General features: G+C 71.2%; 20 protein-coding genes. 14 read left to right on the top strand and 6 right to left on the bottom strand.

The window, feature by feature from the left end:
- The 10 genes from BU28_RS0106855 to BU28_RS25290 all read left to right on the top strand — a co-directional run bounded on the left by BU28_RS0106855 (position 1) and on the right by BU28_RS25290 (position 6,369).
- Positions 1-564 carry a MauE/DoxX family redox-associated membrane protein gene (locus BU28_RS0106855; RefSeq protein ID WP_036762205.1) on the top strand — a complete coding sequence of 188 codons (564 nt, stop codon included), beginning with the start codon at positions 1-3 and terminating at the stop codon, positions 562-564.
- Between the two features lies 1 nt (position 565).
- On the top strand, positions 566-1,165 hold the full coding sequence (gene mauD / locus BU28_RS0106850; protein ID WP_028718814.1) for a methylamine dehydrogenase accessory protein MauD: 600 nt from the start codon (positions 566-568) through the stop codon (positions 1,163-1,165).
- Positions 1,166-1,207: 42 nt separating this feature from the next.
- A complete protein-coding gene (gene mauA, locus BU28_RS0106845) occupies positions 1,208-1,774 on the top strand; it encodes a methylamine dehydrogenase (amicyanin) small subunit (protein ID WP_028718813.1) in 567 nt (188 codons plus the stop codon).
- 67 nt (positions 1,775-1,841) lie between these two features.
- Complete coding sequence (locus BU28_RS0106840) at positions 1,842-2,228, top strand: amicyanin (RefSeq protein ID WP_036762255.1); 387 nt, start codon at positions 1,842-1,844, stop codon at positions 2,226-2,228.
- Between the two features lie 22 nt (positions 2,229-2,250).
- Positions 2,251-3,138: a methylamine utilization protein MauJ gene (gene mauJ, locus BU28_RS0106835; protein WP_028718811.1), complete on the top strand. Its 888-nt coding sequence runs from the start codon at positions 2,251-2,253 to the stop codon at positions 3,136-3,138.
- Positions 3,139-3,141: 3 nt separating this feature from the next.
- Positions 3,142-4,329: a cytochrome-c peroxidase gene (locus BU28_RS0106830; protein WP_088239281.1), complete on the top strand. Its 1,188-nt coding sequence runs from the start codon at positions 3,142-3,144 to the stop codon at positions 4,327-4,329.
- Positions 4,330-4,355: 26 nt separating this feature from the next.
- Entirely contained in the window at positions 4,356-5,021 is a 666-nt protein-coding gene (gene napG, locus BU28_RS0106825; RefSeq protein ID WP_028718809.1) for a ferredoxin-type protein NapG, read from the top strand.
- Complete coding sequence (gene napH / locus BU28_RS0106820) at positions 5,018-5,884, top strand: quinol dehydrogenase ferredoxin subunit NapH (RefSeq protein ID WP_028718808.1); 867 nt, start codon at positions 5,018-5,020, stop codon at positions 5,882-5,884. Before napG ends, napH begins: the two co-directional genes overlap by 4 nt.
- A 56-nt stretch (positions 5,885-5,940) precedes the next feature.
- The gene (locus BU28_RS0106815; protein ID WP_028718807.1) at positions 5,941-6,189 is read left to right on the top strand and encodes a hypothetical protein; all 249 of its coding nucleotides are present in this window, start codon (positions 5,941-5,943) and stop codon (positions 6,187-6,189) included.
- A gap of 33 nt (positions 6,190-6,222) precedes the next feature.
- Complete coding sequence (locus BU28_RS25290) at positions 6,223-6,369, top strand: hypothetical protein (RefSeq protein WP_155992520.1); 147 nt, start codon at positions 6,223-6,225, stop codon at positions 6,367-6,369.
- Here BU28_RS25290 and fni read toward each other — a convergent pair.
- Positions 6,360-7,442 carry a type 2 isopentenyl-diphosphate Delta-isomerase gene (gene fni / locus BU28_RS0106805; protein WP_198945026.1) on the bottom strand — a complete coding sequence of 361 codons (1,083 nt, stop codon included), beginning with the start codon at positions 7,440-7,442 and terminating at the stop codon, positions 6,360-6,362. The two genes, BU28_RS25290 and fni, sit on opposite strands and share 10 nt — an antisense overlap.
- A 72-nt stretch (positions 7,443-7,514) precedes the next feature.
- On the opposite strand from fni, the gene BU28_RS22250 reads away from it, so the two are divergent.
- On the top strand, positions 7,515-8,462 hold the full coding sequence (locus BU28_RS22250; RefSeq protein ID WP_051577912.1) for a polyprenyl synthetase family protein: 948 nt from the start codon (positions 7,515-7,517) through the stop codon (positions 8,460-8,462).
- The gene (locus BU28_RS22245; RefSeq protein WP_081791292.1) at positions 8,459-8,986 is read left to right on the top strand and encodes a sterol desaturase family protein; all 528 of its coding nucleotides are present in this window, start codon (positions 8,459-8,461) and stop codon (positions 8,984-8,986) included. Before BU28_RS22250 ends, BU28_RS22245 begins: the two co-directional genes overlap by 4 nt.
- On the opposite strand, the gene BU28_RS0106790 is transcribed toward BU28_RS22245, so the two are convergent.
- From BU28_RS0106790 to BU28_RS0106775, 4 genes are all read right to left on the bottom strand, one after another.
- Positions 8,921-9,847, bottom strand: a complete 927-nt coding sequence (locus tag BU28_RS0106790) for a phytoene/squalene synthase family protein (RefSeq protein WP_028718805.1) — start codon at positions 9,845-9,847, stop codon at positions 8,921-8,923. The genes BU28_RS22245 and BU28_RS0106790 overlap by 66 nt on opposite strands.
- Positions 9,844-11,325, bottom strand: a complete 1,482-nt coding sequence (locus tag BU28_RS0106785; RefSeq protein ID WP_028718804.1) for a phytoene desaturase — start codon at positions 11,323-11,325, stop codon at positions 9,844-9,846. The genes BU28_RS0106790 and BU28_RS0106785 overlap by 4 nt, the downstream gene beginning before the upstream one ends.
- A complete protein-coding gene (gene crtY, locus BU28_RS22240; RefSeq protein ID WP_036762201.1) occupies positions 11,322-12,467 on the bottom strand; it encodes a lycopene beta-cyclase CrtY in 1,146 nt (381 codons plus the stop codon). Before crtY ends, BU28_RS0106785 begins: the two co-directional genes overlap by 4 nt.
- Before the next feature lie 119 nt (positions 12,468-12,586).
- On the bottom strand, positions 12,587-13,789 hold the full coding sequence (locus tag BU28_RS0106775) for a glycosyltransferase (protein WP_028718803.1): 1,203 nt from the start codon (positions 13,787-13,789) through the stop codon (positions 12,587-12,589).
- Positions 13,790-13,921: 132 nt separating this feature from the next.
- On the opposite strand from BU28_RS0106775, the gene BU28_RS0106770 reads away from it, so the two are divergent.
- Complete coding sequence (locus BU28_RS0106770) at positions 13,922-14,398, top strand: DUF1236 domain-containing protein (protein WP_028718802.1); 477 nt, start codon at positions 13,922-13,924, stop codon at positions 14,396-14,398.
- Positions 14,399-14,695: 297 nt separating this feature from the next.
- Positions 14,696-20,575, top strand: coding sequence for an anti-phage protein ProA (gene proA / locus BU28_RS26585; RefSeq protein ID WP_081791290.1), 5,880 nt, complete (start codon positions 14,696-14,698; stop codon positions 20,573-20,575).
- Here proA and BU28_RS0106760 read toward each other — a convergent pair.
- Positions 20,547-20,810, bottom strand: coding sequence for a WGR domain-containing protein (locus BU28_RS0106760; RefSeq protein ID WP_028718801.1), 264 nt, complete (start codon positions 20,808-20,810; stop codon positions 20,547-20,549). The genes proA and BU28_RS0106760 overlap by 29 nt on opposite strands.
- Positions 20,811-20,837: the final 27 nt, after the last annotated feature.

The raw sequence follows: 20,837 nt of genomic DNA, 5'->3' as shown, positions 1-20,837 counted from the left end.
ATGCTGTCCGCCATCCTGCACGAGCCTCTGGTCGTCTGGACGCTGCGCAGCTTTCTGGCCGCGCTGTTCCTGACCGCCGCGCTGTCGAAGCTGACCGCCATCGACGAATTCCACGGCGTGGTGCGCAATTTCCGCCTGCTGCCCGACGGTCTGGCGCGGCCGGTCGCGATGGTGCTGCCGGTGGTCGAGATGGCCATCGCCGCCGGGCTGCTGATCGGCCCGCTGGCGCGCCCCGCGGCGCTGGTCGCCGCCGCCCTGCTGGCTGTCTTTGGCCTGGCCATCGCAGTCAACGTGCTGCGCGGCCGGACCCAGATCGACTGCGGCTGTTTCCGCAACGGCATGAAGCAGCGCATCGGCTGGGCGACGGTCGCGCGCAACGGCGTCCTGACGGCGCTGGCGCTTGGCGCGGGCGCGCTGCTGGCGCAGGGCCGGGCTGCCTCGGCGGGCGACATCGCCACCGGCCTTGCCGCCGGGCTGACGCTGACGCTGCTTTACATGGGCGCTGAAATGCTTGGCGGGTTCGTCGCCATGAACAACCGGGCTTCTTCCACGAAAGGCCGCTGACATGACTTATCTTATCGCTTCCAACATCGTGCTGTGGATCGCCGTCCTGGGCCTGACCGTGGTCATGCTGGGCCTGATGCGCCAGGTCGGGCTGCTGCACGAACGCTCGTCCCCCATGGGCGCGATGATCACCGATCACGGCCCCGACATCGGCGACAAGGCGCCCGAGTTCGAGTTGCCCGACTATTTCGGGCGCAGCGCGCGGCTTGGCGGCGTCGCGGCCGACGGCCGCCCGACGCTGGTGATGTTCACGGCCCCGACCTGCCCGGTCTGCGACAAGCTGTTTCCGATCATCAAGTCCATCGCGCGGGCCGAGAACATCGGCGTCATCATGGTCAGCGACGGCGCCCCCGAGGAACACGCCCGCTTTCTGGAAAGCCATGAGCTGGGCCAGATCCGCTATGTCGTCTCGGCCGAGATCGGCATGGCCTTCCAGGTCGGCAAGATCCCCTATGGCGTGCTGCTGGACGGCCAGGGCGTGATCCGCGCCAAGGGGCTGACCAACACGCGCGAGCATCTGGAAAGCCTGCTCGAGGCCGACAAGACCGGCTTCGCCTCGCTTCAGCAGTTCATGACCAGCCGCAGGAAGACCGCGGCCTGACCCGGCCTTCCGGCCCCAACCCATGCAGAGGGAGGATAAACGATGCTGGGAAATTTCGGTTTCGACACCCTGGTCGAAAAGATGTCGCGCCGCGTGGCGGGACGCACCAGCCGCCGCGGCGCCCTGGGCCGGCTCGGCACGGTGCTGGCGGGCGTCGCGCTGGTGCCGCTGCTGCCGGTGGACCGCCGCGGCCGCGTCAGCCGCGCCAATGCGGCGACCCCCGCCGCCGGCACGGACCCGCGCGCCAAGTTCGTGCCGCAGGACACCGACATCCAGTCCTGCGACTACTGGCGGCACTGTTCCATCGACGGCAACATCTGCGACTGCTCGGGCGGGTCGCTGACGAACTGCCCGCCGGGCACCAAGCTCGCCTCGGCGTCCTGGGTCGCCAGCTGCTATAACCCGACCGACGGGCAAAGCTATCTGATCGCCTATCGCGACTGCTGCGGGCAGAACGTCTCGGGCCGCTGCGCCTGCCTGAACACCGAAGGCGAGCTGCCGGTCTATCGGCCCGAATTCGCCAACGACATCATCTGGTGCTTTGGCGCCGAGGATGACGCCATGACCTATCACTGCACCATTTCCCCCATCGTCGGCAAAGCCAGCTGACGCCGGACCGGGCGCGGCACGTCCGCGTCCGGGCCCACCCCGACAGGAGCATTCGATGAACGTCCCCATGAAACCCCGGTCCCTTCTTGCCGCCCTGCTGATCGGCGCACTGACCGCGACCGGCGCCCTGGCCGCCGACAAGATCACGGTGCCGAACGAAAAGCCGGTGGCCGAGGCCGAGGCGCCCCCGGCCGCCGTGGTCGTCCATATCGACAAGATGAAATACGACGCGCCCGAAGTGACGGTGAAGGCGGGCGACACCGTCGTCTGGGTGAACCAGGAAGCCATGCCCCACAACGTCGCCTTCAAGAAGGGCGTGGTGGGCGAGGACGCCTTCAAGGGCGCGATGCTGAAGAAGGGCGAGGCCTATGCCATCACCTTCGACGCGGCCGGAACCTATGACTATACCTGCACGCCCCACCCGTTCATGCGCGGCAAGGTGATCGTCGAATAACCCCGCGCGCAAGGAGCCGACGATGTGGATCCCCTATGACATCCGCGCCTCGCTCAAGGCCGACAGCCCGCCCGAGGCGATCCGGCAGTCGCTGGCCGACGCCGGGCCGCGCGAATTCCTGGTGGGCTTTTTCCTGCGCAACCCCGTGACCCAGGCGTGGGAGGCCGACATTGCCGTGGAGGGCGCGCCGGCCGAGATGGCAGCGGGCCCCGACCTGCCCGGCGCCCGCATCAGCTTTCACGGCAACGATGGGGGCAAGCTCTCCGAGGTGATCTATCGGCTGGACGCGACCGCGCACGACCAGGCGCTGGCCCGGGCCCATGCTGACATGCAGCGCCGGATGCTGCGCTGGCTGGTCCAGATCGGCCGGGGCCTGGCCCTGGCCGGCTGGCGCATCGCCGATCCGGCGCATGGCGCGCGCTGGCGCTGCACGCCGTTCCGCCCCAGCGCGATGCGCGCCGACCATATCCCGCTGGACCCGATGCCGCCCGATCTTGCGCCCTTGGCCGAACTGTTCCAGCGCGCCCGCAACGCGCCCGATGCCGCAAGCCGGCTGCTGGCGGCCTTTGCGCTGCTGCACGCGGCGCGGGACCATCCGGCCCTGGCGCGGGCGGACGTCCCCGCGTTCCGCGTGACCCAGGACATGCTGATCCATTCCGGCGCCATCGCCTGCCCCGAACCGCTCGAGGGTCTGGACCTGGGCCAGCTGATCGCCCACCTGCGCCCCCATCACGACCGGCTGGTCGGGCCCGGCGGGATCCTCGCGCCGGTGCTGGACGACCTTGCGGGGCAGCGGCGGCTGGCGCAGCTGGCGAACCTGGCCGACCTGGCGGCCCACCGCCTGATCCTGGCCGAGCTGCGCGCCCGGCAGGGCGCCGCTGCGGACGCGGCCCTGCGCGCCGGGGCCTGAGCCGTGACCGGCCGTCTTCCCTCTCGCCTGCTGGTTCTGGCCATTCCCCTGGCCGGGGCGGTTCTGGTCGGCGCGGCGGCCGGCCGGCAGCCCGCACCGCCCGCGCCGGGCGATCTGGCCGCGCTGGGGCAGCGGCTGTTTCACGACACTGCCCTGTCGCGGACGGGCACGCAATCCTGCGCCACCTGCCACGACCCCGAACACGCCTTCACCGACCCCCGCGAAGGGGCGGCGGGACGGGCGGTGTCCTTGGGCGACGACGGCGTTTCCTATGGCGACCGCAACACGCCGACCCTGTCCTATGCCGCGCTGAGCCCGGACTTTCACCGCGACGACAAGGGCCGCTACAAGGGCGGCCAGTTCTGGGACGGCCGTGCCGACGATCTGGCCGACCAGGCCGGCCAGCCGATGCTGAACCCGGTCGAGATGGGCATGCCCGACAAGGCCGCCGTGGTCGAGCGGCTGCGCGCCGATCCCGGCTATGCCCAGGACTTCGCGGCGCTGTTCGGCCCCCAGGCGCTTGGCGACGTGGACCGCGCCTTCGACCATGCGGCCGAAGCCCTGGCCGCCTATCAGCGCACCGAAACCTTCATGCCCTTCGATTCCCGCTATGACCGCTTCCTGCGCGGCGAAGAGGAACTGACCGCGCAGGAACGCTTCGGCCACACCGTCTTCATCACCTGGAACTGCCGCCTGTGCCACCAGCTGCAAAAGCAGGGCATCGTCGAACGCGAGACCTTCACCAGCTTTGAATACCACAACATCGGCGTGCCGGTGAACCGGGCAGCACGGGACGCGAACGGCCTTGGCCCGAACCATCTGGACCTGGGCCTGCTGGACCGGCCCGGGATCGACGACCCCGCCCAGGCGGGGCGGATGAAGGTGCCGACCCTGCGCAACGTGGCCGTGACCGGGCCCTATATGCACAACGGCGCCTTTTCCGACCTGCGCACGGCGGTTCTGTTCTACAACAAATACACCAGCCGGCGCCCCGGGTCGCAGATCAACCCCGAGACCGGCGAGGACTGGGGCCCGGCCGAGATCGACCGGAACCTGTCGCTGACCGAGTTGCAATCGGGGCTGATGCTGGACGATGCGCGCGTCGATGCGCTGGTGGCCTTCCTGGAAACGCTGACCGACCGCCGCTACGAGCCGCTGCTGGCCGAGCGCAAACGCGACGCCGCGGACTAGGCCGGGCAAAGGCAAGGGGGGACAGGATGGCATCCAGCAAACGCAAGATGAGCCGCCGCACCGCCATGACCGAGATCGCACGCGGCGCCGGCGCCGTGTGCCTGGCCGGCGTGTCCCTGGTCGCCCTGGTCGAGGCCACGGACCGCGCCGATGCCCGCGCCCTGCGCCCGCCCGGCGCCCTGCCCGAGGACGATTTCCTGGCCGCCTGCGTGCGCTGCGGCCTGTGCGTGCAGGCCTGCCCCTATCACACGCTTTCGCTGGCCGAATGGGGGCAGGAGGCCGCGGTCGGAACGCCCTTTTTCACGCCGCGCGACACGCCCTGCTACATGTGCCGCGACGTGCCTTGCGCGCGGGCCTGCCCGACCGGCGCGCTGGACCGCCAGATCCCGTCGATCCGCGATGCCGACATGGGCGTCGCGGTGCTGGTGGGGCATGAGACCTGCCTGAACTACAAGGGGATGAACTGCAGCATCTGCGTCCGCGTCTGCCCGATCCGGGGCGATGCGATCACGCTGGAGCCGGCCGAGGTCGACGGCCGCCGCATCCTGGTGCCGACGGTCCATTCCAGCCATTGCACCGGCTGCGGCACCTGCGAAAAGCATTGCGTGACCGGCCATGCCTCGATCCGGGTGCTGCCGCGCGATCTGGGGCTGGGCGGCGACGGCCGCAACCGGGCGGGGCGGGCGACATGATCGGGCGGCTGGTGTCGGAAAACCGCAGGCTCAGCGTCCAGGCCCGCGGCCTGCTGCGGTCCCACAAATGGTGGCTGCTGCGCCGGTCAAGCCAGGTTCTGGTGCTGGGACTGTTCATGCTGGGCCCCTGGCTTGGGATCTGGATCGCGCGGGGCAATTTCGGCGCCAGCCGGATCGGCGACATGCTGACCCTGGCAGATCCCTATGTCCTGTTGCAGGGCATCGCGGGCGGCACCTCGCCCGCCATGCCGGTCGCAATCGGGGCGGCGACGGTCGCGCTGGCCTATCTGGTGCTGGGCGGGCGGGCCTATTGCGGCTGGGTCTGCCCGGTGAATGTCGTCACCGACACCGCCTTCTGGCTGCGCGAAAAGACCGGGCTGACCCGCGACCGCAAGCTCGACCGCCGCGCGCGGCTGGCGATCCTGGCCGGGACGCTTCTGGCCTCGGCCGTGACGGGCACCGTGGCGTGGGAATTCGTGAACCCCGTCAGCCTGCTGCAGCGCGCCCTGATCGGCGGCATCGGGCTGGGCTGGGCCATCATTGCGGCGGTGTTCCTGCTGGACCTGTTCGTGTCGCGCCGTGCCTGGTGCAGCCACCTGTGCCCGGTCGGCGCCTTCTACGGATTGATCGGGCGGGGGTCGGTGGTCCGCGTCTCGGCCGCGCGGCGCGACGCCTGCACCGATTGCGGCGCCTGTTTCAACATCTGCCCCGAGCCGCATGTGATCGTCCCCGCGCTGAAGGGCCAGGGCAGCCCGCTGATCCTGTCGGGCGACTGCCAGAACTGCGGCGGCTGCATCGACGCCTGCCCGGTCAGCGTGTTCCGCATGTCGAGCCGGGCGCACGGTCGGGCGCCCCGTCCCTGACGGAACAATCACCCCCGCCAGCCGTTGATCCTGACCAAGCGATGAGGAGAGCGCGCATGGCAAACGCAAGCCACAAGAAGTTCGGCGCCGGTCAGCAGGACCAGGGCAAGGGCGACGGCACCGGCGCCCTTGGTCCTGACGAGATCGAGGAGCTGCCCCCCGGCGAAATCCTGTCCAACCGCGACAAGTCGCGCCATTCGGACCAGCGCGGGCTGGATTCGCGCCACGTCCAGACCCAGCAGCACCACGACCACGTCGACAACCGCGACGGCGACCGGGACGACGACACGCCGGGTCAGGCCTGAACCCTGGCCCAGGAACGAACAGGAGCCAAGACCATGACCGGCAAGAAGACCCACGAACAGCAGCAGAAGATCATCGAAAAGCGGGTGGATACGACAAACGCCGACAAGGATTTCGACCCGCGCCCCGATCTCAAGGCATCCGACCGGCGCGAGGCGCGCAAGGACGAGGATCAGGAATAGGGCTCGGTCCCGGCGGGCAACAGTCGTGCCTGGCGCAACTGCGCCAGGTCGGCGCTGCCGGTGCAGAAACAGGCGGTGCGCAGTTGCGCCAGAACGATGCCAAGGTGTTGTTCCAGCGTGGCGGGTCCTTCCAGAGCAGCCTGCAGGACCGCACCCGCCATCGAGACCAGATCTGCGCCTAGCCGGATGGCCCGGGCCGCGTCCAGCCCCGTGACAATTCCGCCCGAGCCGATGATGGTTGCCTTGGGCGCGGCCGCGCGCGCCATGCGGATCGCGGTGGCGGTGGGTATTCCCCAGCCTGCGAAGCAGGCCGCGACCTCGGCTTGGGCTTGCGACCCTGCCCGGGCGGCCTCGACTCGCGCCCAGTCCGTCCCGCCCGCCCCCGCCACGTCGAAGATGCCGATCCCCGCCTCGGCCAGCCGTGCGACAACGGCGGCGGAAAGGCCTGCGCCGACCTCCTTTACGATCACCGGCACGGGCAGGGCGCGCGCCAGGTCGCCGATCTTGTCGGTCAGGCCACGCCAATCGCGGTCGCCCTCGGGCTGGACCGCCTCTTGCAGGGGGTTCAGGTGCAGGATCAGGGCTTGGGCGTCGATCGCCTCGATGGCGCGCAGTGCCTGGTCGCGGCCATAGCCCCGGTTCAGTTGCGCCGCGCCCAGATTGGCCAGGATCGGGATGTCGGGGGCGATGCGGCGCAGGCCCCGGTCAAGACCGCCGTCCCTGTCCCCCTCGATCATCACCCGCTGCGAGCCGACGGCCAGCGGAATGCGCAGCGCCTGGCAGGCCCCGGCCAGGGTACGGTTGATCTGCGCCGCCCGGCTTGGTCCCCCGGTCATCGACCCGATCAGCAGCGGCGCCCCGATGGGCCGGCCCAGGAAGCGCGTGGACAAATTGATCGCCTCCCACGAAACTTCCGGCAGCGCCACGTGTTCAAACCGGACGGCCTCCAGCCCGGTTGTCGTGACCGCCGATGCTTTTCCCGCCAGCACCGCATCCAGATGCTGCTCCTTCCGAGAGGTCAACGTGCCCGCTTTCGCCCCCGAGCCCCTGCCCTGCCGTCCGATCATGGTCATGCGCTGTCGCCCCGGGGCCCCAGTGCCCGCAAGGGAACGCGGCAGGATCGCCAAAGGATCATTCCCGTGGCGATGATTTCCGCTGCGGACCCCGGCAGAGATCCGGCTGGAACGGAGGACGCGGGTTTCGTCGCCCTGCTCGAGGCACGGATCGCGCGGCATCTGGCCGATCTTTCCCCTGCCCCCCAGCGCCTGGTCGCCGCCGCCCGCGGGGCCATGGCGCATGGCAAGCGGCTGCGGCCCTGTCTGCTGAACCACGTCGCGGGCAAGGACGCCGACCCCGATGCCGTGCTCGACATGGCCGTGGCCTTCGAGATGGTCCATTCCGCCTCGCTGATCCTGGACGACCTGCCGGCGATGGACAATGCGCTGCTGCGCCGGGGCCGGCCCACCACCCATGTCTTGCATGGCGAGGCGACGGCGATCCTGGCCGCCATCGGCCTGCTGAACCAGGCCATCGCCATCGCGAACGCGCTGCCCGGGGTGGATGCCGCGGACCGCCAGCGGCTGGTCGCCATCCTGACCGGGGTGATGGGCTGGAACGGGCTGGTCGCGGGACAGGAACTGGACCTGAACGGCTTTTCGCCCGGCGACGCGGGGGCCTGCGACCCGCAGGAGCGCATCTGCCGCGTCAACCGGCTCAAGACCGGCATCCTGCTGTGCGCCGCGGTCGAGGCGGGAGCGCTGCTTGGCCGGCACCCCGAGGCGGCCTGCACCCAGCTGTTGCGCTTTGCCGGGGCGCTGGGGCAGGCGTTCCAGATCGCCGACGATCTGGGCGACGCGCATCGGCGCAGCGACCAGACCGGCAAGGACTGCGGCAAGGACGCCGGCAAGGAAACCTTCCTGGCCGTCTTCGGCACGGCAGAGGCGCTGAACCGCTGCCATGCCCTGCTGGCCGAGGCGGACGGCGCCCTGCACGCCAGCGGCATCGACGCCCGCCCGTTGCGCCGCATGGTGGGGGCGATCTTCGGGCCGATGCTGTCCCTGCCGCCCGACGACATCCTGCAGGCGGCGGAATGACCTGGGTGGGGCCCCTGCTGATCGTGATCGGCACCGTCGCCGCGATGGAGGCGGTGGCCTGGGCGGTCCACAAATACATCATGCATGGCTGGGGCTGGGGCTGGCACAAGTCGCACCACGAACCCCATGACGGCGGGTTCGAGTTGAACGACCTTTACGCGCTGGTCTTTGCCGCGGGCTCGGTCGGGCTGTTCTGGTGGGGCCGGGACTGGTGGCCCGCGACCTGGCTGGGGGCCGGGATGGCGGTCTATGGCCTGCTTTACTTCATCGCCCACGACGGGCTGGTCCACAAGCGATGGCCCCTCAGCTATATCCCCCGGCGCGGCTATCTCAAGCGGCTGTATCAGGCCCACCGGCTGCATCACGCGGTCGAGGGGCGGGACGGCTGCGTCAGCTTCGGCTTTCTTTACGCTCCGCCCATCGCCCGGCTCAAGGCGCGGCTGGCACGGGGCCGGGGATCAGCCCGGCCGCCGGAACAGGGCCGAGCGATCGAACCGGGGAACGGGCCGGCGCAGGGCCAGTAACGTGCCGGGCGCCGCCCCGGCGATCAGCCGCAGCTTTCCGGCGGTCGTGGTCGAGATCCGGCGGTCCCAGGCGTCCGGGCCCCGCCGCCGCAGGATCACGCCGATTTCACGATAGATGGCCTGCGCCGCCGCGATGGCAAAGGCGGGACGGCGATCCAGCGCCGCGACGCCCACGGCGGCGCTGCGGTAATAATCCTCGGCCAGGTCCAGCAGGTGCAGCGCGCAGCGGTGCAAGGCGGCGCGGTCGGCCCGGTTGTCGGGATCGACGCCCTCCAGCCCCTGGGTCCGCAGCAGCGCCCGGGGCAGATAGACCCGGCCGATGCGCGCGTCGTCGATCACGTCGCGGGCGATGTTGGTCAGCTGAAAGGCGATCCCCAGGTCGCTGGCGCGGTCCAGTGTGCCCGGATCGGTGGCTCCCATGATGCGGGCCATCATCACCCCCACCACCCCCGCGACGTGATAGCAGTAGTCCAGCAGGTCCGAGATCGTTTCATAGCGCCGCCCGGCGACATCCATGCCGAACCCGTCCAGCATCTCGTCCACGTGCCGGTGCGGAATGGCATGGCGCGAAACCACCCGGGCGAGCCCGGCAAAGACCTCGGTGGCAGACCCGCCGGCCAGGGCCTGGTGGGTTTCGTCCCGCAGCGCCTGCAGCCGCTCTGCCGGTGGCGTGGCATCGGTGCCGGCGCCGGCAAAGCCTGCATCCTGCCCGTCGATCACGTCGTCGGCATGGCGGCACCAGGCGTAAAGCATCACGCAATCCTGCGACATGGCGGGCGGCAGCAGCCGCGCCGCCAGACCGAAGCTTTTCGACCCCGCCTTGATGGAACGGCGGGCATTGGCCACGGTGCTGTCCGTCATGGCCCCTCCGGCGTCAGGATCAGCGAGGCCGTCGCCTCGGCCGAGCCGATGACGCCCGGCAGGCCTGCGCCGGGATGGGTGCCGGCGCCGACCAGGAACAGGTTGTCCAGCCGGTCGTCGCGGTTGTGGGGACGAAACCAGGCGCTTTGGGTCAGGATCGGCTCGATGGAAAAGGCCGAGCCGAGATGCGCGTTCAGCTGCATCTTGAAGTCCAGCGGCGTGAAATGGCGCAGCGTGACCAGATCGCGCCGCAGGTTCGGGATATGGCGCGCCTCGAGATAGTCGAGGATGCGGTCGCGATAGGCGGGTGCTGCGCTTTCCCAGTCCGGGTCCGCCGTGCCCAGATGCGGCACCGGCGCCAGGACGTAATAGGCGCTGTGACCCGGCGGGGCCAGGCTGTCGTCCGTGACCGAAGGCGCGTGCAGGTAAAGCGAGAAATCCTGCGCCAGGCCGTTGCCGTGAAAGATCTGGTCGACCAGCCCGCGATAGCGCGGGCCGAACAGCACCATGTGGTGGCGCAGATGCGGGCGCAGGCCGCGCAGGCCGAAATAGACGACGAACAGCGACATCGAATGGCGCCGCGCCGCCAGCCGGTCGCCCCGGGCAGCATCGCTCAGCAGGGCGCGATAGGTATGGACCACATCGGCATTGCTGGCGATCACGTCGAAGGCGTGGCGCCCGCCGCCCGCATGGATCGCGGTGGCGCGGCGGCCCTCGGTCTCGATCCGCTCGACGGGGCTGTTCAGGCGCAGCGTCCCGCCCAGCCGCTGGAAATGGCGCACCATGCCCGCGACCAGCGCGCCGGTGCCACCCTTGGCGAACCAGACCCCGCCCTTGCGTTCCAGCGCATGGATCAGCGCATAGATGGCCGAGGTCGAGAACGGGTTCCCGCCCACCAGCAGCGTGTGAAAGCTGAAAGCCTGACGCAGCCGTTCGTCGCGGATGTGGCGCGCGACCATGGCATGGACCGAGCGCCACGCCTGCAGCCGCGCCAGTTGCGGCGCCGCGCGGATCATGTCGCTGAAATGCAGGAACGGCACCGCGCCCAGCTTTTCGTATCCTTCGCGATAGACCGCGCGGGAATAGGCCAGGAAACGGCGATAGCCCGCCACGTCGCCCGGGCTGATCGCGGCGATCTGGCGCTCGATGCCGTCCTGGTCGTCGGCATAGTCAAAGACGGTGCCGTCCTCCCAGCACAGGCGATAGAAGGGATCGACCGGCAGCAGCGTCACGTCGCGGTCGATGTCGTGGCCGGTCAGGCGCCACAGCTTGCGCAGGCAGTCGGGGTCGGTGATGACCGTGGGGCCCGCGTCGAAGGTAAAGCCCGCGTCGTGATAGACATAGGCCCGCCCGCCGGGCTTGTCGCGCGCCTCGAACAGCGTGGTGGCGACGCCCGCCGCCTGCAGCCGGATCGCCAGCGCAAGCCCGCCGAAGCCCGCCCCGATGACGCCCGCGCTGCGGGTCCCGCCCGCGGTCACAGCGACGCCCCCAGCCGCTCGGGCAGGCACGGCAGCGCGCGGCGGATCGGCACCGGAGGCTTGCCCATCAGGATGCGGGCCTTGTCGGGCAGCGTGCTGCGCCCGGCATAGAACCGCTCGATCAACCCCTCGGGCAGGCGGTAGAACCGCGCCATGACCGCGCGGCGCCCCTCGGGCTCGGCCGCCAGAAACAGCATCCGGGCCAGCATCCGGTAGAACCCCTGCGCCCGTGCCAGGTCCAGCGAGTCGCGGCGCAGCGCCTGGGCCAGGGCGCGCGGGCCTTGCCGCCAGCGGTCGTGGACGATTTCGGCGCTGCGCACGGCGCAAGGCAGGCTATAGCCGGTCAGCGGGTGAAAGCGCCCCGCCCGCAGCCCGATCACGGGCAGATCCGGGTCACGGTCCCGCCAGAAGGCGGGGGCGTCGAACCGCAATGCAATGGGCAGAACGCCGGTCTCCTCGCGCAGCACCTGCGCGACGGTCCAGCCCTGCGCCGCCACATAGGCCGCGATGCCCTGGCGCAGGGTCTCGGCGCGCAGGGCGTCGGCGTCGGCGTAATGCGTCGCCTCGACCAGCAGGCGGTCGGGGGCAAAGGGCAACAGATAGAAAAAGCGATAGCCGTCCTGCTGCGGCACGGTCGCGTCCATGATGACGGGCCGCGCCAGGCCGTGCGGGGCGGCCAGCCGCAACTCCTGGCCCAGGAACTTCTGGAACCGGATCTCCAGCGCGGGATGGGGCGCAAAGCCGCGCGCGTCGAGGGCGACCCGCGCCGCGATCCGCCGCCCGCAGGCCAGGGTGACGCCGTCAGGGTCGACACGAGCGACTTCGCCCCGGACATGGGGCACGTCCGCCACCGCCTGCCCAAGGCTCTGGCTGTCAAGGCTGGCATAGCCCGCGCGCAGGCGGCGCCCGTAGCCGGGAAAGCGCACCTCCTGCCCCGGCCAGCGACAGCGCAGGGCCGGAGCCAGCCAGGCCTGCGCATCGGCCGGGATGTCGCCCGCGTGAAAGGACCAGGTGTGCGCCGCGCGGGGGTCGGGCTTGCGGTCCACCAGCACCACCCGCGCCGTGCGCCCCAGCCGCAGCGCCGTCAGGGCGGCGGACAGGCCCGCCCCGGCGATGACGATATCGGCCTGATGATCCGGCATGTCCCTCCGCGCCCTCGGGCCCTTGTCGCGCCTGCGCGCGTCCTTGCCATGCCCAACGATAGCCGGCCTTTCCCGTTCCCGGCCCTGCGCCAATTCCTTTGCTGCCGGCCGGCGAAGGGTCAGGGGGATCCCGCGACCAGCGCCTCGACCAGGGGCACCGCGCCGGCGGCGCCGGGCGCCGTGGCTGCACGGGCGGCAAAGGGGCGCAGCCGCGTGCGCGGGCCGGGGTCGGCCAGCAGCGCCGCGACCGCCTGCGCGACAGGGCGGCGGCCGCGCTGCAACGGGCCCAGCACCGACCCGAGCCCGTGGTGGCGGATGCGCGCCGCGACCCCGGGCTGGTCGTAGGCCAGCGGCAGCGCCAGCATCGGGAGGCCGGCGCCCAGGCATTCCAGCACCGTGTTCAGCCCGGCATGGGTCACGCACAGGTCGGCGCGTGCCAGGACGGCCCGCTGCGGCACGAAATCGCGCACCCAGTCGGCCGGGATCGCCGCCGCCTGCGCGCCGTCCAGGCAGCCGCCATGCGACACCAGCACCTGCGCCCCGCACTCCCGGCAGGCTCCGGCGATCCGCGCCAGCACCCCCGCGCGCCGCCCCATGATCGTCCCCAGCGAGACATAGACCAGAGGCCGGCCCGGGTCGGGGCGAATGTCGGGCGGAAAACCCTGCGCGGGGTCCGGCGGGGCGAAGGGACCAAGCTCTGCGATGCGCCAGCCCCCCGCGGGGCGGGGATAGTCAAAGCCCGGAATCATCTGCGCCAGCGTCAGGCGGGGCGACAGGCAGTCGGCCAGGCTGCGCAGGTCGCCCAGCCCCCATTCCCGGCTGATCCGGGCAACGACGCGATCCTGCGGGGCCATCAGCAGGCCCGCCACCGCCCCGGCCGCGCGCTGGCGTTTCAGCCCGCGCGCCGAAGGATCGTACGGCCAGGACAGGAAGGGAAGCGGCACGCCGGGTTCAGGGTCCATCGGCACCGCGCAGGCGACCGAGGCCAGCGGCACCCCCAGCGCCCGTGCGATCAGGCCCGAGGCGGGCTCCATCTGGTCGCCCAGCACCACGTCGACGCCCAGGGATCGCGCCATCGGCAGGCCGTCGCGGCACAGCCGTTCGGTCTGGCGTGCGCCGTGCCGGGCCAGTGCCAGCACGTTCCCCGGCGGCGGCGCCGCCGAAGGGCCGGGCAGGGTCAACGCATCAAACCCCGGCATGGGCGGGCCTCCGGGCAGGACCAGAAAACTGGCCCGGTGCCCCCGGTCCGTCCAGGCACGGGCCAGCGCCTGAAAGCCGCGCAGGTGGCTGTAAAGCGGCAGGGTGACGAACAGCGCGTGCATCCGCCCCAACCCGCGCCGCGGCACAAGGGTTGCAGCGCGGCCGATGCGGCGCGGCGCCTGTCTAAATCGGCAGGTCCGGAACCGGCGCCGCGCGCTCGGGGTTCTCTCGCCAGTTTGGAATGGAGACAAGCCATGCAGAACGCCTTCCTGTTTTCGGCCACGGCCGTCCTTCTGTCGGTGGGCGCGGCGACCGCGCAGACCACCACGGTCGTGACCCCGGGCCAGCCGGTCGTCGTCACCCAACCCCAGGTCACCCATGTCGAAACGACCGATCCCGCCACGACGGGCGGCGGCGCCATGGGCGGTGCGACCACGGGCGCCGTGGCCGGGGCCGTTGTCGGCGGCCCGGTCGGTGCGGCGGTGGGCGGCATCGCGGGCGCCATCGTCGGCGACGCGACCGAGGATGCCGTGACCCCCGAAACCCGCACCTATGTCCTGGAAAACAAGGTGCAATCCGTTACGCTGAGCGATGTCGCGGTGGGCAGTGCCCTGCCCGAGACGGTGCCGGTCCAGCCGATCCCGAATTCGCAGTATCAGTACGTCTATGTCGACGACCAGCCGGTGATCGTCGAGCCGCAGACCCGCAAGGTGCTGTACATCGTGAAATAGGCCGACGCAGGTTTCCTGCGACACGGGGCAGGTCGGGCGCAGTGCCGGCCTGCCCTTTTTCCTGGCGCTGCGTCGTCACGGAATTGAGAAAGATTAGTCATAATAGTCCCTTGCCGGCCGAATCCTCCTGCCCGATAATTGCGCGGAACCCCTTGCAGGTGTGCACCGCCTTGACCTTTCGCCTTGTCCATAAGGCCGCCCGTCACAGGGCGGCCGCTTTTGCGTCCGCCGGCGGCTTCCGCGACGGCGCCATGCCGCTGGGCCGGCCCTCTGCCTTTACGTCCGAAAGACCCGACCATGCTGGATGAAGACGCCCCCGTCACTCCGCCCGACGCCGTGGGGGTGCTGACCCTGCATGCGGTCCTGGCAGCCAAGGTGAACTTCGCCAGCGCCCAGAACGGCGTCGCCATCGTCAAGCAGCTCGGCATCGAAAATCCAGGGCCCGACCCGATAAGGGACGTGCGGCTGACGCTCTCGGCCAGTCCCGGCCTGCTGCGCGACAAGACCTGGGCCATCGACCGCATCGCCCCCGGCACCACGGTGCAGCTGGCCGATCTGGACACGCCCCTGGACACCGCCCTTCTGGGGGGCCTGGACGAGGCCGAATTCGGCCAGCTGGAATTCCGCCTGACCGCGCAGGACCTGCCCGAGACCACCTCGGCCCACCGAGTCGAGATGCTGGCCCGCGACGAATGGGGCGGTCTGGCCGAAATGGACAACATCCTGGCGGCCTTCGTGTCGCCCAACCATCCCGCCGTCGCCCAGATCCTGAAAGAGGCGTCGCGCCTGCTTGAAGCCGGGGGCTATTCCGGCGCGCTGGACGGTTATCAGTCGGGCGATCCGCTGCGTGCGTGGATGCTGGCAGGCGCCATCTGGTCGGCGGCGACGGGCCTGGGCCTGTCCTATGCGGTGCCCCCCGCCTCGTTCGAGCAGGCGGGCCAGAAGATCCGCGACCCAGGCCGCGTCCTGGCCGAGGGGCTGGCGACCTGCCTGGACAGCACGCTGCTGCTGGCCGCCGCCTTCGAGGCCGCGGGGCTGAACACCGCCGTCCTGTTTTCCCAGGGCCATGCCTGGGCCGGGGTCTGGCTGCAGCGCAAGGACTTTGGCCGCCTGGTCGAACCCGACGTGGTGGCCGTGCGCAAGGCCGCAGCGGCACGCGAATTCGTGCCGATGGAAACCACGCTGCTGACGCGCCGCCCCGCCGTGGGCTTCGAGGAGGCCGTCGATGCCGGCCGCGACCGCCTGTCCGAGGCGCGCGAGGCCGAGTTCATCCAGGCCGTGGACATCAACCGCGCCCGCGCCGCCCGCATCCGTCCGCTGGCCAGCCACCGCCCGCAGGACGAGGGGCCGGACGAGCCGGGCACCGCCACCCCCGCCGCCCTGCCCCGCCCGCTGGACCTGGGCCTCCTGCCGGGCGAGCTGGTGGACGAGACGCCCACCACCGCCATCGGCCGGATCGAGCGCTGGCAGCGCAAGCTGCTGGACCTGTCGCTGGCCAACCGGCTGCTGAACTTTCGCGAAACCCGCGGCGCGGTGCCGCTGATCTGCCCCGACATCTCGGGGACCGAGGACCGGCTGGCCCATGGCGAGGTCTTTCGCCTGCTCGCGCTCAAGGACGAACAGGCCGTGGCCGGCCGCGACCTGACCCCCGAGGACGCGCGGCGGATCGAACTGGACCTGGCCCGCGACGCCCTGTCGCGCGGCCAGATCGCGGTGCCGCTGACCGCGCGGGACATGGTCGACCGGCTGACCGAGCTTTACCGCAAGGCCCGCAGCGACCTGGCCGAGGGCGGCACCAACACGCTGTTCCTGGCCGTGGGTTTCCTGCGCTGGAAACGCCCCGGTGACGACAGCCGGACGCATCGCGCGCCCCTGCTGCTGCTGCCCGCCCGGCTGGAGCGGCGCTCGGCCCAGTCCGAGTTCCGGCTGAGCCAGCTCGAGGACGAGGTGCGCATCAACGCCACCCTGCTGGAGATGCTCAAGCGCGACTTCGAACTGCGCATCCCCGAACTCGAGGGAGAGCTGCCGCGCGACGACAGCGGGCTCGACATCGCGCGCCTGCTGGACATCCTGCGCCATAGGGTGCGCGACGTACCCGGGTTCGAGGTGGTCGAGGACTGCGCCCTGTCCACCTTTTCCTTTGCCAAATACCTGATGTGGAAAGACCTGGTGGACCGCACCGACAGCCTGCGCGAAAGCCGGCTGGTGGCCCATCTGGTCGACAGCCCGACCGAGGTGTTCGCGGGCGCGGCCGTGCCGATGCCGCACCCCCGCGACGTCGACCGCAAGCATGCGCCGGGCGACCTGCTGGCGCCCTTGCCGGCCGACAGCTCGCAGCTTGCGGCGGTGCTGGCCGCGGCCGAGGGGCGCGACTTCGTGCTGATCGGCCCGCCGGGCACCGGCAAAAGCCAGACCATCACCAACATCATCGCCGACCAGCTTGGCCGCGGCCGCACCGTGCTGTTCGTGGCCGAGAAATCGGCGGCGCTGGACGTGGTCCACCGTCGGCTGGAGCGCCACGGCCTGGGCCATGCGGTGCTGGAACTGCATTCCAGCAAGGCTGACCGCAAAAGCGTCCTGGCCCAGCTTGGCCGGTCCTGGGACCGCGCCAGCGCGGCCGATGCGCAGGACTGGGTCCGTGTGGCCGAGGATCTGCGCCTGACCCGGGACCAGCTGAACGCCTATGTCGATGCGCTGCACCGTCCCGGCACCCAGGGCTTCAGCGTCTATCAAGCGATCGGCCGGGTCGCGGGCGGCACGCCGGGCTTTGCGCTGCGCTTCGACAACAAGGACTGCCACGATCAGGCCGGATTCCAGCGCCTGCGAACCCTGGCGGCCGATCTGGGCGCGCGCCACCGCATCGTGGCGGGACTTGACCCGCAGGGGCCGCTGTCGCTGCTGGACCGGGGCGAATGGTCCTTTGGCTGGCAGGACCGATACCTGGACAGCGCCCGCGCCCTGCGGCGGGCCCGCGCCGCCGCGTCCGAGGCGGGGCAGGCGCTGGCCGCCCGCCTTGGCCTGACCGGGGCGGACGCCGCCCATCCCGACATTGCCGCGGCCCTGGTCTGGCTTGCCGCCCAGCGGCTGGACCAGCCCGCCGTCGCGCCCGAGGCGCTGGCCCTGGCCGAGGCCGGCACCGGGGCCGACACCGCCCTGGCAGCGCTGGCCGAGGCGCTGTCGCGCGCGGCCCAGGCCCGGGCGGCGCTGGCCGCCGACTACCCCGACGAAGGGCTGGCCGACATGCCGCTCGACGCGCTGGACCTGCAATGGCGCGAGGCGCAGGGCAAGTCCTGGCCCTTTGCCGGCATGGCGCAGAAAAAGCTGCGCCGGATCCTGCAAAGCTACGCCCGCTCGGGCGAGGCGGACCCGGCGCGCGACCTGCCCGCGCTGCGCCAGCTTCAGCGCGCCAGACGCGACATCGACGGGTCGGACCTGCGCGGGGTGCCGGGCTTTGCGCAGGAACGCTCAGACCCAGCCCGCATCCGGCAAGAGCTTGAGGCCGCGCAAGGCTTTCTGGATCTGGAGCGCCACCTGCGGGCGGCCGGACTGCCGGCGTCGGTCCTGGGCGCGCAGCGGGCGGAACTGGCCCGCGCCTCGGGCGGAGAGATGGCGAGCCTGCTGCGGGCGCTGCGCGACGCCGACCGCGCGGCCGAAACGGCGCGCGCGGATTTCGCCGAGCTGGGCGGCGCCCTGCCCCCGCAGGCCGAGGCGCTGCTGGCCGATCTGGAACCCCTGCAGCACCATTTCAGCGACTGGCTGAAATGGCGCGCGTGTCGCGCCGAGGCCATCGCCGCCGGGCTGGAGCCGCTGGTCCGCGCCATCGAGGACGGCGCCGCGCTTGCAGACACCGCCTGCGCCTTCGAACAGGCCTACATGGCCTGGTGGCTGCGCCTGGCGATGGACGCCGAGCCCTGCCTGCGCGGCTTTGCCCATTGGGAGCACGACGCCCTGATCCGCCGGTTCCGCGACCTGGACGACGCCCTGGCCAACCTTGCCTCGGCCGAGGTGATGCGCCGCCTGGGCAACGACCTGCCCGCGCGCGACAGCGTCCCGCGCAATTCGGAACTGGGCATCCTGCGCCAGCAACTGGGGCTGCAGCGCCCCTCGCGCGCGATCCGCAGCCTGATCGCCGACATGCCGACGACCTTTGCCCGGCTTGCGCCCTGCGTGCTGATGTCGCCCCTGTCGGTCGCGCAATACCTGCCCGCGGGCCAGGCGCAGTTCGACCTGGTCATCTTTGACGAGGCCTCGCAGATCTCGACCTGGGATGCCATCGGCGCCATCGCCCGCGGCCGGCAGGCGATCATCGTGGGCGACCCCAGGCAGTTGCCGCCCACGAACTTCTTCGGGCGCAGCGACGAGGGCGTCGAGGAGGGTGCGGCCCTGGCCGACCATGAAAGGGACATGCCCTCGATCCTGGACGAGGCGGCGGCGGCGGGCATCCCGACGCACCGCCTGAACTGGCACTATCGCAGCCGGGACGAGGCGCTGATCGCCTTTTCCAACCACTTCTACTATGACGGGGGGCTTGTCACCTTCCCCTCGCCCGGCGGCGCGGGCGACGCGGTGCGGCTGCACAGGATCGCCGGCACCTATCAGCGCAGCAAGGGTGCGACCAACCCAGACGAGGCCCGCGCCATCGCGGCCTTCATCCGCAACCGCCTGACGGGCTGGCTGGCCCTGCCCGAAGCGGCGCGCCCGACGCTGGGGGTCATCACCTTCAACGCCCAGCAGCAGGGGCTGATCCTTGACCTGCTGGACGCCGAGCGCAAGGCCGACCCGGCCCTGGAATGGTTCTTCGCCGACGAGCGCGAGGAGCCCGTGATCGTCAAGAACCTGGAAAACATCCAGGGCGACGAACGCGACGTGATGCTGTTTTCCGTCACCTTCGGCCCCGACCAGGCCGGCAAGTTCACCATGAACTTCGGTGCGATGAACAAGGACGGGGGCGAGCGGCGGCTGAACGTGGCGGTGACGCGCGCCCGGGCGGAACTGCATGTCTTCGCCTCCTTCGGCGCCGACCAGATCGACCTGGGCCGCACCCGCGCGCGGGGCGTGGCCGATCTCAAGGCCTTCCTGGACTTTGCCGAACGCGGGCCGGTGGCGCTGGCCGCACAGGACAGCGGCTCGGCCGGCCCCGCCGAGTCCCCGTTCGAGGAGGCGGTCCGCGATGCCCTGGCCGCAAAGGGCTGGCAGGTGCAGACCCAGATCGGCGTCTCGGGCTTTCGCATCGACCTGGGCGTGCGCCATCCCGACCATGCCGGCGTCTGGCTGGCCGGGGTGGAATGCGATGGGGCGCGCTATCATTCATCGGCCACGGCGCGCGACCGCGACCGCATCCGTCAGGCCGTGCTGGAGGGATTGGGCTGGTCCATCCTGCGCGTCTGGTCCACCGACTGGTTCCGCACCCCGCAGGCCACGGCAGACCGCATCGACGCCAGGCTGCACGAGATCCTGGAGGCCGACCGCGCCCGCCGGGCCGAGGCGGCGCCCGAGGTCGCGGTCGACCTGCCCGCCCAGCCCGACCTGCCAGACCTGCCAGACCTGCCCGGCACGGATGAGGGCCCGGCCGACAGCGTGCCCGGATCGGACGCAGGCCGCCCCGCGCCGCCCGCCGACGACGCGTTGCCCGCGACCGATGCCCCCCCTTTGTCCACGCCTCGGCCCGACCCCGAGCGGTTCTTCGACGCGGATTACACGGCGGACCTGCGGGCGATGATGCGGGACATCGTCGCGGCCGACGGACCCATGCCCGACGCGGCCCTGGCCCGCAGGATCGCCCAGGCGCATGGCTGGCAGCGGACGGGCGCGCGCATCCAGTCCCGCATCGCGGCGCTGCATGGCGACTTCGACCGGACCGAGGAAGCCGGGGTCCGCTTTCTGTGGACCCGCGGCGCCGTTCGCGACCGGCTGCCGTTTCGCGGTCTTGGCGAACGGGCGCTGCGCGAGGTGTCGCGGGCCGAGATCGCCGAGGTGGTGGACCGGAATGCCGACCGGATCGCCGCCGCCCCGGATCCCGACCTGGAGCTGGCGCGGCTGCTGGGCATCGCCCGGCTCAGCAAGGACGCGCGGGACTATCTGCGGGACTGCCGCGCCTGGCGCGACGAAACCACCCTGCCCCGGCCGGGCGGCACGTCCGAGGCGGGGATCAGCCCTGATAGCCTCGGCGGCGCTTGACGCGGGCCAGGCGCAACAGGGCGGTGATCGCCTCGCCCTCGTCGCGGTGGGGTTCGATCAGCATGTGGCCCCGGGTGCCGATGCGGCCCCATTCGCGGATCAGGCTGGTGCCGCCGAACAGGTCGCGCTCGACCCTCATGCGGTAATAGCGGTTCATGTTGCGTTCCGCGTCGCAGCGGCGCAACCGAAGCTGGCGGGGAAAGACCTCGGCCTGGGGATCGTCGCAGTCTGACATGAGGATGCTGCCTGTTCCGCCGGCCAT

Origin of the sequence: Paracoccus yeei ATCC BAA-599 (genome assembly GCF_000622145.1) — a bacterium.
Lineage (GTDB): Bacteria > Pseudomonadota > Alphaproteobacteria > Rhodobacterales > Rhodobacteraceae > Paracoccus > Paracoccus yeei.
This window is presented reverse-complemented; position numbering and strand designations above follow the sequence as displayed.